The sequence below is a fragment of the Nocardiopsis gilva YIM 90087 genome, from assembly GCF_002263495.1.
Taxonomy (GTDB): domain Bacteria; phylum Actinomycetota; class Actinomycetes; order Streptosporangiales; family Streptosporangiaceae; genus Nocardiopsis_C; species Nocardiopsis_C gilva.
In genome coordinates, this window is the sequence record NZ_CP022753.1 from 5,216,710 (window position 1) to 5,231,649 (window position 14,940).

General features: G+C 68.2%; 17 protein-coding genes. 5 read left to right on the forward strand and 12 right to left on the reverse strand.

What is annotated here, in order from left to right; all coding sequences use genetic code 11:
• The first annotated feature begins 66 nt into the window (after positions 1-66).
• Positions 67-1,074 (forward strand): LLM class flavin-dependent oxidoreductase, encoded by a 1,008-nt coding sequence (locus CDO52_RS23090; protein ID WP_017620905.1) that lies wholly within the window; start codon positions 67-69, stop codon positions 1,072-1,074.
• Between the two features lie 108 nt (positions 1,075-1,182).
• Here CDO52_RS23090 and CDO52_RS23095 read toward each other — a convergent pair whose 3' ends face one another.
• Entirely contained in the window at positions 1,183-1,569 is a 387-nt protein-coding gene (locus CDO52_RS23095) for an SCO5389 family protein (RefSeq protein WP_017620906.1), read from the reverse strand.
• Positions 1,570-1,850: 281 nt separating this feature from the next.
• Between CDO52_RS23095 and nucS the strand changes: the two genes are divergently transcribed.
• Positions 1,851-2,528 (forward strand): endonuclease NucS, encoded by a 678-nt coding sequence (nucS, locus tag CDO52_RS23100; RefSeq protein WP_017620907.1) that lies wholly within the window; start codon positions 1,851-1,853, stop codon positions 2,526-2,528.
• A 19-nt stretch (positions 2,529-2,547) separates the two neighbouring features.
• Here the strand turns inward: nucS and CDO52_RS23105 are convergent, their stop codons facing one another.
• A complete protein-coding gene (locus CDO52_RS23105; RefSeq protein ID WP_094932697.1) occupies positions 2,548-3,324 on the reverse strand; it encodes a TNT domain-containing protein in 777 nt (258 codons plus the stop codon).
• 382 nt (positions 3,325-3,706) lie between these two features.
• Here CDO52_RS23105 and CDO52_RS23110 point away from each other — a divergent pair, with 382 nt between their 5' ends.
• Positions 3,707-4,465 carry a hypothetical protein gene (locus CDO52_RS23110; protein WP_198345780.1) on the forward strand — a complete coding sequence of 253 codons (759 nt, stop codon included), beginning with the start codon at positions 3,707-3,709 and terminating at the stop codon, positions 4,463-4,465.
• 81 nt (positions 4,466-4,546) lie between these two features.
• On the opposite strand, the gene CDO52_RS23115 is transcribed toward CDO52_RS23110, so the two are convergent.
• A complete protein-coding gene (locus CDO52_RS23115; RefSeq protein ID WP_017620910.1) occupies positions 4,547-4,891 on the reverse strand; it encodes a hypothetical protein in 345 nt (114 codons plus the stop codon).
• 300 nt (positions 4,892-5,191) lie between these two features.
• Here CDO52_RS23115 and CDO52_RS23120 point away from each other — a divergent pair, with 300 nt between their 5' ends.
• Positions 5,192-6,721 carry a M20/M25/M40 family metallo-hydrolase gene (locus CDO52_RS23120; protein WP_083920070.1) on the forward strand — a complete coding sequence of 510 codons (1,530 nt, stop codon included), beginning with the start codon at positions 5,192-5,194 and terminating at the stop codon, positions 6,719-6,721.
• 397 nt (positions 6,722-7,118) lie between these two features.
• The gene (locus CDO52_RS23125) at positions 7,119-7,715 is read left to right on the forward strand and encodes a cob(I)yrinic acid a,c-diamide adenosyltransferase (protein WP_017620912.1); all 597 of its coding nucleotides are present in this window, start codon (positions 7,119-7,121) and stop codon (positions 7,713-7,715) included.
• A 123-nt stretch (positions 7,716-7,838) separates the two neighbouring features.
• On the opposite strand, the gene CDO52_RS23130 is transcribed toward CDO52_RS23125, so the two are convergent.
• The 9 genes from CDO52_RS23130 to atpE all read right to left on the reverse strand — a co-directional run bounded on the left by CDO52_RS23130 (position 7,839) and on the right by atpE (position 14,899).
• On the reverse strand, positions 7,839-8,144 hold the full coding sequence (locus tag CDO52_RS23130) for an MTH1187 family thiamine-binding protein (protein ID WP_083920071.1): 306 nt from the start codon (positions 8,142-8,144) through the stop codon (positions 7,839-7,841).
• A 68-nt stretch (positions 8,145-8,212) separates the two neighbouring features.
• Positions 8,213-8,704, reverse strand: coding sequence for a DUF2550 domain-containing protein (locus tag CDO52_RS23135; protein WP_017620914.1), 492 nt, complete (start codon positions 8,702-8,704; stop codon positions 8,213-8,215).
• An 11-nt stretch (positions 8,705-8,715) separates the two neighbouring features.
• Positions 8,716-9,123 (reverse strand): F0F1 ATP synthase subunit epsilon, encoded by a 408-nt coding sequence (locus CDO52_RS23140; protein WP_017620915.1) that lies wholly within the window; start codon positions 9,121-9,123, stop codon positions 8,716-8,718.
• A 76-nt stretch (positions 9,124-9,199) separates the two neighbouring features.
• On the reverse strand, positions 9,200-10,642 hold the full coding sequence (gene atpD / locus CDO52_RS23145) for a F0F1 ATP synthase subunit beta (RefSeq protein WP_026126220.1): 1,443 nt from the start codon (positions 10,640-10,642) through the stop codon (positions 9,200-9,202).
• 5 nt (positions 10,643-10,647) lie between these two features.
• Positions 10,648-11,565 carry a F0F1 ATP synthase subunit gamma gene (locus CDO52_RS23150; protein WP_026126221.1) on the reverse strand — a complete coding sequence of 306 codons (918 nt, stop codon included), beginning with the start codon at positions 11,563-11,565 and terminating at the stop codon, positions 10,648-10,650.
• A gap of 3 nt (positions 11,566-11,568) precedes the next feature.
• Complete coding sequence (atpA, locus tag CDO52_RS23155) at positions 11,569-13,218, reverse strand: F0F1 ATP synthase subunit alpha (RefSeq protein WP_017620918.1); 1,650 nt, start codon at positions 13,216-13,218, stop codon at positions 11,569-11,571.
• 81 nt (positions 13,219-13,299) lie between these two features.
• Positions 13,300-14,109: a F0F1 ATP synthase subunit delta gene (locus CDO52_RS23160; RefSeq protein WP_017620919.1), complete on the reverse strand. Its 810-nt coding sequence runs from the start codon at positions 14,107-14,109 to the stop codon at positions 13,300-13,302.
• Positions 14,109-14,648 carry a F0F1 ATP synthase subunit B gene (gene atpF / locus CDO52_RS23165; RefSeq protein WP_017620920.1) on the reverse strand — a complete coding sequence of 180 codons (540 nt, stop codon included), beginning with the start codon at positions 14,646-14,648 and terminating at the stop codon, positions 14,109-14,111. The genes CDO52_RS23160 and atpF overlap by 1 nt, the downstream gene beginning before the upstream one ends.
• Before the next feature lie 41 nt (positions 14,649-14,689).
• Positions 14,690-14,899: an ATP synthase F0 subunit C gene (gene atpE / locus CDO52_RS23170; protein WP_017620921.1), complete on the reverse strand. Its 210-nt coding sequence runs from the start codon at positions 14,897-14,899 to the stop codon at positions 14,690-14,692.
• Positions 14,900-14,940: the final 41 nt, after the last annotated feature.

Sequence of the window (14,940 nt, forward strand, 5' to 3'; positions counted from 1 at the left end):
GCCACGGGCCGGAGTAATCCGCTCGTTCGCGCGACGAGCGGACGGTATCGCGACCAGAATGCCACCATGCGTATCGGAGCGTTCCTCCCGGCCGCCCAGTTCCCCGGCCGGGACCACACCCGGGTGCTGGAGTCGACGCTGGACGCCGCCGTCGCCGCCGAGGAGGCGGGGTTCGACAGCGTGTGGTTCGCCGAGCACCACTTCATGTCCTATGGGATCTGCCCGTCGGCCGCGACCCTGGCCGGATTCGTCCTCGGGCGTACCCACCGCATCAGCGTGGGTACCGCGGTGAGCGTACTCAGTACCCGGCATCCGGTGGACCTCGCCGAGCAGGCCAATCTGCTGGACCAGGTGTCCGGCGGCCGGTTCCGGCTGGGTGTGGGGCGCGGCGGACCCTGGGTCGACCTGGAGGTGTTCGGTACGGGGCTGGACCGCTACGAGAACGGCTTCGCGGAGTCGCTGGATGTGCTGCTGGCCGCGCTGGGCGGGGGGCGGATGCGCGCCGACGGCGCGACGTTCGGGTTCCGTGAGGTCGAGATCGTGCCGGGGCCGCGGACGTGTCCGCGCCCGGACGTCATGGTCGCGGCGTCGTCGGACCGCACGCTTCGGCTGGCCGCGCGGCTGGGGCTGCCGGTACTGATCGGGATGCACCTGACCCCTCGGGAGCAGGCGGGGCTGTTGCGCGACCACGCCGCGCACGCGCCCGAAGGGCCGGTACGCGGCCATGTGGTGACGGGTGTCGCGCACGTGGCCGACAGCCGGGAGGAGGCGCGCGCCACGCTGCTGGAGGCGCTGCCGCGCTGGTTGCGGCCGGGGCTGGCGAGCTACCTGCCGCTGGACGGGAGGCAGCGGCCCCAGCGGGACCCGGACCGGTACGCGGAGTTCCTCGTCGACACGCACGCGGTGGGGGCGCCGGACGACTGTGTGGAGCGGCTGACCGAGCAGGCGCGGGTGTCCGGCGCGGACGAGCTGATCCTGCTCGTGGAGGGGGCGGGCGATCCGGAGGCGGTGCTGCGCAACATCGCCCGGCTGGGCTCCGAGGTGCTGCCGAAGGTGCGGGCGGCGCTCAGCTGACGCGCGCGGCGGCCGGACCGGGGCCCGGCCGCCCACGACCGTCGGCGGGATCGATCGGTACGGCTACCGGCGATCGGTGTCCCTATCGCCGGTCGTCAGCACCGGCCATCAGCAGTCGACCAGCTCCGGCGACTGGTTGAGCAGCTGGGAGCGGGGGGTCACGAACTCCTCGTAGGCGGCGTCGGCGTCGTTGCGGAAGAGCGCCACCTTGTGGCAGTTCTGGAAGGCCATACGCATGCCGAAGTGACGCTCGACGGCGGCGCGCATGGCGTCGCTCGCCACCAGGCGCAGCAGCTGGCCCCGCTCAGCCTCGCTGGGCGGCGGCACCTCGTTGGCCTCGTAGTCGGCGCCGCTGGCCGTCGCCTGCTCGGCGAGCCCGCTGACGACGCTCCAGGCGTACGGCAGGGACGTGCGGATGCAGTCGATGAAGTCGGCGTTGTCGATGGGGCCCTGTTTCGCCTTGTCGAGCAGTTCCGGTGAGACCGTGAGCGACATGTGAGTCCTTACATCTCTCGGTGACAGGCGGCCACGGAACCCGAGGACCGACCGGCGGATGCGCCGACCATTGGGTTCCGTGCACCTCTTGTGACGGTAAATCCCGGTACGTACGACGTCACGGGACGCGAGGGCCACAGCTTGCTACCCCCGCCGCCACATGAAAATAGTTTTCATTTGCGTCCTCCGCCACCCCCGGGATGAAATCCACCCGACGGACCGCTCCCGTCCTCTCCCATTCCGACCGAACCGGTCCCGCGATGCCGGTAGCGTGACGTTTCGTGCGTCTTGTTATCGCCCGTTGCAGCGTCGACTACGTCGGTCGGCTCACCGCCCACCTGCCCATGGCCCCGCGGCTGATCCTCATGAAGGCCGACGGCTCGGTGTCGATCCACGCGGACGACCGCGCCTTCAAGCCGCTGAACTGGATGAACCCGCCGTGCTCGGTGCGCGAGTCGACCAATGACGACGGCCGCGCCGTCTGGACCGTCACCCACGGCAAGTCCGGCGAGAAGCTGGTGCTGACGCTCGAGGAGATCCAGCACGACAGCTCCCACGAGCTCGGCGTCGACCCGGGGCTGCAGAAAGACGGTGTCGAAGCCCACCTCCAGGAACTGCTCGCCGAACACATCACCACCCTCGGCGAGGGCTACACCCTGATCCGCCGCGAGTACCCCACGGCGATCGGCCCGGTCGACATCCTGTGCCGCGACGCCGAGGGCGCCACGGTCGCCGTCGAACTCAAGCGCCGCGGCGACATCGACGGCGTCGAACAGCTCACCCGCTACCTCGAACTCCTCAACCGCGACCCGGCCCTCAAGCCCGTCCACGGCATCTTCGCCGCCCAGGAGATCAAGCCCCAGGCGCGGGTGCTGGCCACCGACCGCGGCATCGACTGCGTCACCCTCGACTACGACGAACTGCGCGGCATCGAACCGGACACGCCCCGCCTGTTCTGACCGCGCTCGGCGGCCTCGCTCAGGCCGCCAGCCCGAAGCGTTCGGCCACCGCGCAGTCCTCGGCCGGACGGTCCTCGACGTAGCCCCACTTCACCAGGGAGTCCACGCCCAGGTGGCCCTGGCCCTCGGCTTCGGGGACGAGGGCGGGGTCGAGGTAGAGCTGGTCGCCTCCGCCCGGTTGCTCGAAGGCCGGGGCGATGGGTCCGATCTCGGCGTTGAACGCGTCGAGGACCTCGTAGCAGCGGTAGTTGTGGACCGGTCCACCGGGCCAGGTGTTGAGGGAGTCCGGCGGAAGGGAGCGCTGGGTGTAGGGGGTGCCGGCCGGGGCGAGGAAGGATCCCCAGGGGGAGCCGAACCGGTCGAGCATCACGCCCGCGGCCACCTCCACCTCGTAGCTCTGCACCTCGCCGCCGACAACGGCGAAGCCCTTGCGGCCGGGGTAGATCCAGCTCTCCTTGTCCTCACCCGTTCTGGGGTCGGTGTAGGCCTCCCGGTGCCTGTCCAGGAACTCGGTCGGCGAGAGGCGCCCCAGTCGCTGGTAGCCGCGCATCAGGTCCCCCACGACCCCGTCGTCGGGGAGTTCGGCCGGGCCGAGGCGGGGGTCACCGCAGAAGTAGCGGTCGAGGTCCTCCTGGCTCGGCGGCGGGTCGAGGACGGGGCAGTCGGTGGCGACCGCGGCGGCGGCCGGCCGCTCGGCCTCCGCCGGTGCGACGGCGGCGGCCTCGGCCAGAGCCGCCGGGACGAACAGGGCGAACGCCGTTCCAAGGGCAAGGGACAGGCGGGTGTAGGGACGCAACTCAGACTCCGCAGGGCCGTGGGACCGAGCCGACACCGACTCGACCGCAATCAATCAACTACGGCACGTAGCTAACCAGGAGCGGGGCCGCACACCGGCGAAGGCCCGAAATATCCGCGCGGCGTCGTGGCTCACGCCGATGCGGCAGCGTGCCCCCGCGGGACGGGCCGTACGCAGCTGCACCCGAACAGCACGGAAGGGCGGCGACACGTTCCCAGTTCAACAGCTGACCAGAAGCGGCCTACTACTTTTCCCAAATTGAAAAACGTGTTATTGCTCGATCATTTTTGGGTTTACACACCCATAAGCGAGAGGTAGATTCACCCAACACACCGCCGATCGCCATTCCGTGATATTGCGGCCACCGACAGAAATGTGCGACGTGCACATTCCACCACGAGCCCGTATCTACGAGTTCCTGTTGATCGGCGCCGCCACCGATACGCTTTTGCGTACTGGAGGTTTTCAAGTGAATATCACGTTGAAGTCCGTCATGGCCGCTGCCGCCGCACCCCTGATCGCAATGTCGCTCCTCCCTGGTACCGCGCTAGCGGACGACGGCCCCACACGGCAGGAGGAGCGCGAAGCGGTCTCCCAGAAGGTTTGGTCGGCCGATGACCGAGAGGCCGCTGTGCGGGACCTGTCGACCAGGGAGCGCGAGCTCTTCCAGGAGTCTCTCGACAGTTGGACCGCGAAGACCGCCGTGAGCCGTTTCGGCAAACTCTCGCCGACGTCTCCGGAGGTCCAGGAGATGGGACCCGGCGCCGAGAAGATCGCCGCAGCCGGAAACGACCCGGGCACCGAGGGCGCTCCGGCGGCCGGGTGCTGGTACCACTACCAGTACGACAAGTGGTATGACCTCGGACTCAACACTGGTGACACCTGGATGCAGCTGAACTGGTGCCACAACGGAAGTCGCGTCACCAGCCACAGCGTCTCGAACGTCGGTGGCCAGGGGCACCTGGGCAACGAATATGAAGGTGTTCTGCAGTACCACACCCGAGATGTCGGATGGGAAATCCGAAAGGCCACTCAGTACAAGTTCAACCTTTTCGGGGCGAGCGCCCAACCCTGTACTCAGATTCGCGGTGGAAATGGCCTGTACTCCACCCGTATGGACTGTTACCTGGGCGAGCAGTAAGGGCGCCCAGAAATGAGAAACCGTCTGCCCTGGTTCGGGGCAGACGGCCTTTTCGCGCGCAAGGGTCGACCTGTCTCGGACTCAGTGCGGTCGCGGACTCGGCGTTCCACGCGTGATCGCCCTGACACCCCTGATGATGAGAAGGGCGGTGCCCCTGGCCAACAGGACGATCCCGACCAATCCGCAGGCGTGCGCGACCGTATCGGTGACCGTCACCGCCGCCGTCGGAGCCCCGAGGAGGCGCGGCGCCTCCGCCAGTACCACCATCAAGCCCATGGCCACGGGGAGCCACTCCAGAAACGTCCTATTCGTGCGGGAAGTGGCCTCTCTCGATCGCCAGCGCCCGCGTCGGACGACGAAAGCGCCCCCCACCACGATCAGGACAGCGCCGAGGAGAACATTCGGCCACACCGTAGGGATGTACAAAGCTCCTCCTTCGCGCCGGGCTCGGGGCTGCGGCTGACCGGACGTGCCGCACCGCCAATGTAGTCGAGCGCCCGGCGATCTGTGGCAGGCAGCACACCCCCGTACTAGGACGATCAGGCGTGAATCGTCCATAACACCACATGACCCACCCCGCGCGTAAGGGGTATGGCTGATTGTGGCAAGTCCGTGTGCCTCACCTTGATCCGCAGTATCCCGACCTGACAGGCTGCACGGTACTTCTCACCATTCGCGTCCATTCCCGATACCCCGCATGGGTGGACGCCTGTCAGAAGGGCCATCGTGCGCAAGCCAGAATCTGGACGATCCCCCCGGCGTGCACACACCGCACGCAGACGACTGCTGGCCGGTGGTACCACCATCGCCGCCGCCCTGGTTATGGGGCTTGGCCCGGCAGCAGCGCAGGCCGACACGGCCCAGCTGCCCGTTCTCGTGACGGTCGACAATGTCCGCGCCCACATGGAGAACCTGGAGACCATCGCCGAATACAACGGCGGCAACCGGGCCAGTGGGACCGCCGGCTATGACGTGTCCGCCAAGTACGTCATCGACCAGCTCAAGCGTTCCGGCTACAAGCCGAAGAAGCACACCTTCGAGTTCGACTCGTGGAAGCAGCACTCGGACCCGGTGCTCTCGGTCACCAAGCCCGAGCCGAAGGACTTCGTCCACGAGGACGACTTCAGCACCATGACCTACTCCACCGGTGGCGAGGCGACCGCCGCCGGAGTGCCGGTCAACACCGACAGCGGCGAGAGCGGCTGCTCGGCCGACGACTTCACCGCCTTCCCCGAGGGTGCGATCGCCGTCATCAAGCGCGGCGGCTGCACGTTCGCGGCCAAGACGCAGAACGCCGCGGACGCCGGCGCCGTCGGGGCGATCATCTACAACAACCAGGAGGGCCTGTTCGCCGGGACGGTCAGCGAGCTGTCCGACATCCCGGTCGTCGGCGCCTCCGACGCGGTCGGCGCCGAGCTGGTGGCCGCGGGCTCGGACCTGGAGCTGCACCTCAAGGTCGACGCCGAGGTCGTGACCGAGTCCTCCTACAACGTCATCGCCGAGACCAAGGGCGGCCGGAAGGACAACGTCGTGGTCGTCGGCGCCCACCTCGACAGCGTCGAGGACGGCCCGGGCGTCAACGACAACGGCAGCGGCACCGCCGGCGTGCTGGAGACCGCCAAGCAGCTCGCCAAGCTCGGCAAGCCGAGGAACAAGGTGCGGTTCGCCTTCTGGGGCACCGAGGAGCAGGGTCTGATCGGGTCCACGAAGTACGTGGAGGGCCTGAACGCCAAGCAGCTCGACGACATCGCGCTCTATCTGAACTTCGACATGATCGGGTCGAACAACTACGGCCGCTTCGTCTACGACGGCCGCGGTGAGCTCGAAGGGTCCCTGACCCCGCCGTCCGGCTCGGCCGCGATCCAGAAGACCTTCGAGGACTACTTCGACTCCAAGAACCAGGTCTCCGAGCCGACCGAGTTCAGCGGCCGCTCGGACTACAGCGCCTTCATGGAGAACGACATCCCGTCGGGCGGCCTGTTCAGCGGCGGCGACTCCGTGAAGACCGAGAAGCAGGTCGAATACTACGGCGGCACCGCCGGAACCGACTTCGACCCGTACTACCACACGCCCGACGACACGATCGAGAACATCAACTGGGACTCGGTGGATGAGCTCTCCGACGCCCTCGCCTACTCCGTGGAGCGGTTCTCCAAGAACACGCTTCCGGTGAACGGTGTCGCGCCTCGGACGCTCCAGGCCCCGGTCCAGGCTGACATGCAGTTCGATCGCCAGGGCGACCACTGGCTGCGGTAACCGTCCGACCGCGCTGGGCGCCCGTGGGCGAGGGGCCTTCCCCTCGCCCACGGGCGTTTTTCCTTCCCGACCGGGTCCGCCACCGGCTCGGGCTCCCCTCCTTCCCGAACCGGAGACGGGCGGTGTCCCCAAGCCCCCCGACTCAGGGATCGCTCCCCCCTTCGGCGGCCCCGGTCATTCCCCCCTCTTTGAGGCTCGTCCCCCCACGGGCCGCAGTCCCTCGGCCGTCCCCCGATGGTCCCCCGGTCGAACGTCCCACGGCCACTCAGCCCCTGAACAACTACTCTCAGTAGCTTGTTCAGTGCTCAACGTATCAGCCTGCCGATCACACGACACCCTCTGAGACCGAACGGTTATCTGCCGACCGCGTCAGCGCGATCACTTCTAATCTGGGGCCATGACGAAACAGGATTCCGACAAGCCCGTAGTCCTCTCGAAGATCTACACACGGGGCGGCGACGCCGGTACCACCGCCCTCGGCGACATGAGTCGGACGTCCAAGACCGACACGCGCCTGACCGCCTACGCCGACGTGGAGGAGGCCAACGCCGCCATCGGGACCGCGCTCGCCCTCGGCGACGTCCCCGACGACATCCGGACGCTGCTCGGCCGGGTGCAGAACGAACTCTTCGACCTCGGAGCGGACCTGTCCTGTCCGGTCGTGGAGAACCCGGAGTACCCGCCGCTGCGCGTCGAGGCCGACTACGTCGAGCGGTTGGAGGACGCCTGCGACGCCTACAACGCCGACCTGCCGACGCTGCGCAGCTTCATCCTGCCCGGCGGCTCCCCCACCGTCGCGCTGATGCACACCGCGCGCGTGGTCACCCGCCGGGCCGAGCGCAGCGCCTGGGCCGCGATCGAGGCCCATGGCGAGAGCGTGAACCCGTTGACCGCCCGTTACCTCAACCGGCTCTCCGACCTGCTGTTCGTGCTCTGCCGCGTGCTCGGTAAGGACGGCAGCGAAGTGCTGTGGAAGCCCGGCGGCGAGCGCTGACCCGCCCGCCGCGGTCCCGCGCGGCGCCGCGACCAACGGCGCCGACCGGAACGGCGGCCCGCACCGGCCGGCCCGCCCGTTGCCCGTGGCACGGGCGGGCCGGGACCGCGTTCGGCGCCGTCCTCAGCCGCTTCCGCCCTGCCGGAGCTCGTGCTCCACGGCTTCGACCTTGCTGTGCAGGCCGTCGGTGACTCCGTGGCGGATGTCGGCTTTCAAGGTGAGGCTCACCCGCGACGCGCCCTCGCCCGCCGCCTCGACGGCGCGCTTGACGACGTCCATCACCTCGTCCCACTCACCCTCGACGCTGGTGAACATCGCGTCGGTCTGGTTCGGCAGCCCGCTGTCGCGCACCACGCGGACCGCGCGGGCGACGGCAGGGGCGACGGACTCGCCCGTTCCCATCGGGCTCACAGAAAATGCGACGATCATGCGGCCACCCTAAACCGCACCCCCGGCTCCCGCCGAGGGGCGCACCGGCGACCGGCGGCACACGGCCCTCAGGACTGCCAGATCGTCCCCGGCGGCAGGGACTCCAGCCACGACAGGAATCCCGTGAGGGCGCTCTCGCTCATCGCGATCTCATAGACCGGCTCTTTGGGGTCGGTCCCGTCCTCGGCCGACCACCCCACCTCGATGACGACCAGATCCGAGGTGAGCTCGGCGAGGTCGCGGGGCGTGGGCACGCGACGCCCCATAATGACGAGACCGCGGCGCGACAGCTCCGCTGTCGGCCGCGGCCACAAAGAGAAGATGCGGTACCAGCGCAGTTCCTCGCTCCCGTAGCGCCCGAACCCGATGCGCCAGGGCGCCGGATCATCACCGGCACCGGTCCGCAGATAACACTCGACGGCACCGCCCCCGCGCTCCAGGACAAACCTGCGCACGGTCACGGCGACCAGCCCCAGAAGGGCCAGCACGAGGAGGGCGAAGAACAGCCACTCCGCGATCTGAAACCACGCTTGGCCGAACAGCTGCGCCCCCACTCTCATGTCCCCGGGCCTCAGGCCGCCTTGCCCGCGGCCTCCAGGCGGCTGCGCGCACGCGCGGCGCGCGCCTGAGCCTCGGTGTCCTCCGGGCCGACGCCACCGGACTCCACGTCGCTCAGCGCCTGGCGCGCCCGTTCGACGTCGACGTCCTCGGCGAGCTCAGCGGTCTCGGCGAGGATCGAGACCCGGTCGTCGTCGGACACGGAGATGTACCCACCGTGCGCCGCCGCGCGGACCTCACCGGTCTCCCGGCCACCGAGAATGCGGACGACCGACCCCGGCGCCAGAAGAGCCAGCACCGGCACGTGCCCGGGCTGCACACCGATCTCGCCGTCGATGGTCTTGGCGATGACCATGTCGCCCTCGCCCGCCCACACCTCGTGCTCGGGGGAGACGATCTCGACGTAAAGCTTCTTCGACACTGCCACAAACTCCTTCGGCTCGCGGGCGGTTTCGACGGGAGCGGGCGCCGCCCGAGCGCCCGCTCCCCACCGTGAACTAGCCCTGGAGCTTCTTGGCCTTCTCGACGGCCATCTCGATGTTGCCGACGTCGAGGAACGCCTGCTCGGGCAGGTGGTCGTACTCACCGTCGCACACCGCCTTGAAGGAGGCGATGGTCTCCTCCAGCGGCACGAACACGCCCGGGTTGCCGGTGAACTTCTCGGCGACGAACATGTTCTGCGAGAGGAAACGCTCCAGGCGCCGCGCCCGGTTCACGATGATCTTGTCCTCTTCGGACAGCTCGTCGATACCGAGGATCGCGATCTGGTCCTGCAGGTCGTTGTTGCGCTGCAGGATCCCGATCACCCGCTGGGCGACGTCGTAGTGCTCCTGGCCCACGTACTGCGGGTCGAGGATGCGGGAGGTCGACGCCAGCGGGTCCACCGCCGGGTAGATGCCCTTCTGCGAGATCGGCCGGGAGAGCTCGGTCGTCGCGTCCAGGTGGGCGAAGGTGGTGGCCGGAGCCGGGTCGGTGTAGTCGTCCGCGGGGACGTAGATCGCCTGCATCGAGGTGATCGAGTTACCGCGGGTCGAGGTGATCCGCTCCTGGAGCAGACCCATCTCGTCGGCCAGGTTCGGCTGGTACCCCACGGCCGAGGGCATGCGGCCCAGCAGCGTGGAGACCTCCTGCCCGGCCTGGGTGAACCGGAAGATGTTGTCGATGAACAGCAGCACGTCCTGGTTCTGCACATCGCGGAAGTACTCCGCCATGGTCAGAGCGGACAGGGCCACGCGCAGACGGGTGCCCGGGGGCTCGTCCATCTGGCCGAACACCAGAGCGGTGTCCGGGAGGACGCCCATCTCGTCCATCTCCAGGAAGAGGTCGGTGCCCTCACGGGTCCGCTCACCCACACCCGCGAAGACGGAGACACCGCCGAAGTTGCGGGCGATACGGGTGATCATCTCCTGGATCAGAACGGTCTTGCCGACACCGGCGCCACCGAACAGACCGATCTTGCCACCGCGGACGTACGGGGTGAGCAGGTCGATGACCTTGATACCGGTCACCATCATCTCGGTCTTCGACTCAAGCTGGTCGAAGGCCGGGGCCTGACGGTGGATCGGCCAGCGCTCGGTGACGTTTAGCTCCGAGGTGGGGACGTCCATCGACTCGCCCAGCGTGTTGAACACGTGGCCCTTGACGCCATCGCCCACCGGAACGCTGATCGGCGCGCCGGTGTCGCGCACCTCGGCGCCGCGGACCATACCGTCCTGCGGCGCGAGGCTGATGGTGCGGACCAGGTTGTCGCCGAGGTGCTGAGCCACCTCCAGCGTCAGGGTCCTGGTCGTCCCACCGAGGGTCACGTCGGTGTGCAGGGCGTTGTAGATCGCCGGCAGGCTGTCGACGGGGAACTCCACGTCGACGACCGGGCCGGTCACCCGGGCGATACGCCCGGTGGCCGTCGCAGGTGCGGCCGTCCCTTCAGCAGTCGCAGTCACTTCTCTTACTCACTCCCCGCGCTGGCACCAGCGAGGGCATCGGCTCCGCCGACGATCTCGCTGATCTCATTGGTGATCTCCGCCTGGCGGGCCTGGTTGGCCTGGCGGGTCAAGGTCCTGACAAGCTCCTCGGCGTTGTCGGTGGCCGCCTTCATCGCGTTGCGACGCGATGCCCATTGGGAGGCCGCCGACTCCAGGAGCGCGAAATAGATCCGGTTCGTCACGTACTGCGGCAGCAGCTGTTCGAGGACGTCCTCCGCGGACGGCTCGAACTCGTAGAGAGGGAGCGGCTTGCCGTGCTCCTTCTCCAGCTCCGCAGCCTCGACTTCCTCCACCTCCAGCGGCAGCGCGCGGCGCGTCGCCGCCTGCTGGGTCAGCATGGAGATGAACTCGGTCGAGACGATGTGGATCTCGTCGACGCCGCCCTCGTCCGTGTCCTGCGTGTACTTCTCCAGCAGGACCGTGCCGATCTCCTTGGCGTCAGCGTAGGCGGGGCGTTCGGTGATGCCCTCCCACGTCTGCTCCATGGAGCGGTTCCGGAACTGGTTGTAGCCGACGCCCTTGCGGCCCACCACGTACTGGACGACCTCCTTGCCCTGCTCCTCCAGGAGCGCGGTCAGGGATTCGGCCTGCTTGATCGCGTTGGTGGTGTAGCCGCCGGCGAGGCCCTTGTCACTCGTGATCACCAGGACGGCGGCCCGCTTCGGGGCCTCCACGTCGGTGAGCATCGGGTGGTAGTTGACCCGCCCGGCCACGGCTGAGACCGCCCGGGTGATCTCCCGCGCGTAGGGCCCAGCCGCCTGGGCCGCCCGCTGCGCCTTGGTGATGCGGGTGGTGGCGATGAGCTCCATCGCGCGGGTGATCTTCGCCATCGACTTCGTCGAGCGGATCCTCCGGCGATAGACGCGAAGCTGTGCTCCCATGGGCTACTTCCCGGCGCTCTTGGCGACCTTGATGGTCTCCTGGCCGACCTTGCTCTCCTCCAGGGGCTCGGCCTCGTCCTCGTCCTCGGACCCGAGGACACTGCCGGCGCTGGTCTGGAAGGTCTGCTTGAACTCCGTGATGGCGTCCTTGAGGGCGGCCTCGGTCTCCGACTCGAACTTGCCGCTCTCCCGGATGGTGTCCAGGATCCCGGCGTGCTCGCGACCGAGGAACTCCAGGAAGTCGGCCTCGAAGCGGTGCACGTCCTCGACCGGGACATCGTCGATCTGACCGGTGGTCCCGGCCCAGATCGAAACGACCTCCTGCTCGACCGGGAACGGCGCGTACTGGCCCTGCTTGAGCAGCTCCATCAGCCGCTCACCGCGCTCCAACTGCGCCTTCGACACGGCGTCCAGGTCGGAACCGAAGGCGGCGAAGGCCTCCAGCTCGCGGAACTGGGCCAGGCCCAGACGCAGCGAACCGGTGACGTTCTTGATGGCCTTGGTCTGCGCGGCGCCGCCGACACGGGAGACCGACACACCGACGTTGATCGCCGGGCGCTGTCCCTGGTTGAACAGGTCGGACTCGAGGAAGACCTGGCCGTCGGTGATGGAGATGACGTTGGTCGGAATGTAGGCCGAGACGTCGTTCGCCTTGGTCTCGATGATCGGCAGACCGGTCATCGAACCCGCGCCCAGCTCGTCGGAGAGCTTCGCGCAGCGCTCCAGCAGACGGGAGTGCAGGTAGAAGACGTCACCCGGGTAGGCCTCACGGCCCGGCGGGCGGCGCAGCAGCAGCGACACGGAGCGGTAGGCCTCGGCCTGCTTGGTCAGGTCGTCGAAGATGATCAGGACGTGCTTGCCCTCGTACATCCAGTGCTGGCCGATGGCCGAACCGGTGTAGGGGGCGATGTACTTGAAGCCCGCGGGGTCGGAAGCGGGGGCGGCGACGATGGTGGTGTACTCCATCGCACCGGCCTCTTCCAGCGCGCCCTTGACGGCCGCGATGGTCGAGCCCTTCTGGCCTACCGCGACGTAGATGCAGCGGACCTGCTTCTTCGGGTCGCCGGACTCCCAGTTGGACTTCTGGTTGATGATCGTGTCGATGCAGACCGCGGTCTTACCGGTCTGCCGGTCGCCGATGATCAGCTGGCGCTGACCGCGGCCGATCGGGGTCAGCGAGTCGATCGCCTTGATGCCGGTCTGCATCGGCTCGCCCACGGGCTGGCGCTGCATGACCGAGGGGGCCTGCAGCTCAAGCTCACGGCGCTCGGTGGTCTCGACATCGCCCTGGCCGTCGATCGGCTTACCCGTGGGGTCGACCACGCGGCCCAGGAAGGCGTCACCGACCGGCACCGAGAGGACCCGGCCGGTGCGGCGCACCGTCTGGCCCTCTTCGAGGTGGGTGAAGTCGCCCAAGACGACGACGCCGATCTCGCCGATCTCCAGGTTCTGGGCCAGGCCCAGGGTGCCGTCTTCGAATTCCAGCAGCTCGTTCGCCATCGCCGAGGGGAGACCACCGACGCGGGCGATACCGTCACCTGCATAGGTGACGGTTCCGATTTCCTCGCGCGCGGCGGCGTCGGGCTCGTACGACTGGACGAAGCGCTGCAGCGCGTTCCGGATTTCCTCCGGCCGGATCGTCAGCTCCGCCATCTCACGTATGTCCTTGCTCTCCTTGGCGCCGAATTCCCGCGGCGCCGTGCGTGCTTGCGTTGCGTCGTGTCGTCTGTAGCGTCAACCGGCGAGGCGCCGCCGAACCTCGGCGATGCGCCCTGCCACGGTGCCGTCGATGACCTCATCGCCCACGCGGATGGAGAGCCCACCCACGATCTCCGGGACGATTTCGATGTTCAGGTGGATGGTCCGGCCGTACACCCGCGTCAAGACGTCCTGCAAACGGGACTGCTGGTCGGCGCTGAGCGCCACCGCCGTGCGCACCACAGCGATGTAGCGCTGCGCACGCTCGGCGACCAGCTGCCCGAAGTGCTCCAGACCCTGTTCCAGGGTACGGCCCCTGGGACGGGTGACGGCCTCGGTGACCAGGGCAAGCGTCGCCGCGGAGACCTTGCCCGAGAGCAGGTTCTCCAACAGCGTACGCCGGTGCTCCACCGCGACGCCTTCGGAGGTGAGGGCGGACCGCAGTTCCGGCTCGGAGGCGACGATCCGGTCGAACCGGAAGAGCTCGTCCTCCAGCTCGTCGAGCCGCTGCTCGCCCTCGACGCCGGCCATCGTCGCGTAGACCGCCATCCGCTCGATGGCGTCCACCAGGTCGCGCGGTGTGGACCACGCCGCCTGGACGACGTCGCTGACCACGATGACCGTGGTCGGCGACACCTTCGGCTCCAGGAGCTCGCCCATCAGACCGGACTTGGCCTCCGCCGGGTTGGCGGGGTCGGCCAGCCACCGACGCAGGGAGTGCTCCTGGCCGAGGAGCGCCACGACCTCGAAGAGCTCGTGGCCCAGCGTCGGGGCGTTGGCCGACGGCAGAACGCCGTCGAGGCGCTCGGTCACGTGCTCCAGCGACGTACGGCTGATACCCCGCATCAGCGCACCTCGGCCTGCTGGGCGCTTTCGGCCTGCTCCAGCTCCGCCAGGAACCGGTCGATGACGCGGTTCTGTGCGGCGCTGTCCTGGAGCGTCTCACCGACGATGCGCTCGGCGAGGTCGGTGGAGAGCGTGCCGATCTCGGCCCGCAGCTGCGTGAACGCGTGCTGCCGGTCGGCCTCGATCTGCGCGTGCCCCGCGTCGATGATGCGACGGGCCTCCACCTGCGCCTCTTCGCGCGCCTCGGCGATGATCGCCGCGCGCTGCTCCTTCGCCTTCTCCAGCTCGGCGGCGTACTGGCGGTGCGCCTCCTCGAGCTTCTCGCGGTACTGCTGGCGAGCTTCCTCCGCCTCAGCCTCGGCCTTCTTGGCCCGCTCGATGCCACCCTCGATCTGGTTGGCACGCTCATCCAGGGCGGCCATCAGCTTCGGCCAGTACTTGTAGACGACGCCCAGGATGAGGAGGAAGGCGATGAGACCGAAGGTGAACTCGTCCCAGTGAATCCTGAGAATGTTCTGTTGTTCGGCTGCCGAGATCATGGCTGGCATCCCCTTCGCGTTCGGTTAACCGATGGACGTGGTCAGCGGGCGAACGCGAGAACGAAGCCGAGAATGGCCAGGGCCTCAACCACGGCGAAGCCGAAGATCATCTGACCCTGCAGGATGCCACGAGCCTCGGGCTGGCGAGCAATGGCCTGAACACCCATGCCGAAGATCAGGCCGACGCCGATGCCGGGGCCGATGGCAGCGAGACCGTAACCGATGGTGTTGAGGCTACCGGTGATGTCCATTGTGTTTCCCTTTACTCAGATAAGCCGACGGTCTGTCGATT

What these genes read in the sequence shown, in the direction of transcription:
- CDO52_RS23090 (WP_017620905.1), top strand. Translation starts at nt 67, where the DNA reads ATGCGTATCGGAGCGTTCCTCCCGGCCGCCCAGTTCCCCGGCCGGGAC.
- CDO52_RS23095 (WP_017620906.1), bottom strand. Translation starts at nt 1,569, where the DNA reads ATGTCGCTCACGGTCTCACCGGAACTGCTCGACAAGGCGAAACAGGGC.
- CDO52_RS23125 (WP_017620912.1), top strand. Translation starts at nt 7,119, where the DNA reads ATGACGAAACAGGATTCCGACAAGCCCGTAGTCCTCTCGAAGATCTAC.
- CDO52_RS23130 (WP_083920071.1), bottom strand. Translation starts at nt 8,144, where the DNA reads ATGATCGTCGCATTTTCTGTGAGCCCGATGGGAACGGGCGAGTCCGTC.
- CDO52_RS23135 (WP_017620914.1), bottom strand. Translation starts at nt 8,704, where the DNA reads ATGAGAGTGGGGGCGCAGCTGTTCGGCCAAGCGTGGTTTCAGATCGCG.
- CDO52_RS23150 (WP_026126221.1), bottom strand. Translation starts at nt 11,565, where the DNA reads ATGGGAGCACAGCTTCGCGTCTATCGCCGGAGGATCCGCTCGACGAAG.
- atpA (WP_017620918.1), bottom strand. Translation starts at nt 13,218, where the DNA reads ATGGCGGAGCTGACGATCCGGCCGGAGGAAATCCGGAACGCGCTGCAG.
- CDO52_RS23160 (WP_017620919.1), bottom strand. Translation starts at nt 14,109, where the DNA reads ATGCGGGGTATCAGCCGTACGTCGCTGGAGCACGTGACCGAGCGCCTC.
- atpF (WP_017620920.1), bottom strand. Translation starts at nt 14,648, where the DNA reads ATGATCTCGGCAGCCGAACAACAGAACATTCTCAGGATTCACTGGGAC.
- atpE (WP_017620921.1), bottom strand. Translation starts at nt 14,899, where the DNA reads ATGGACATCACCGGTAGCCTCAACACCATCGGTTACGGTCTCGCTGCC.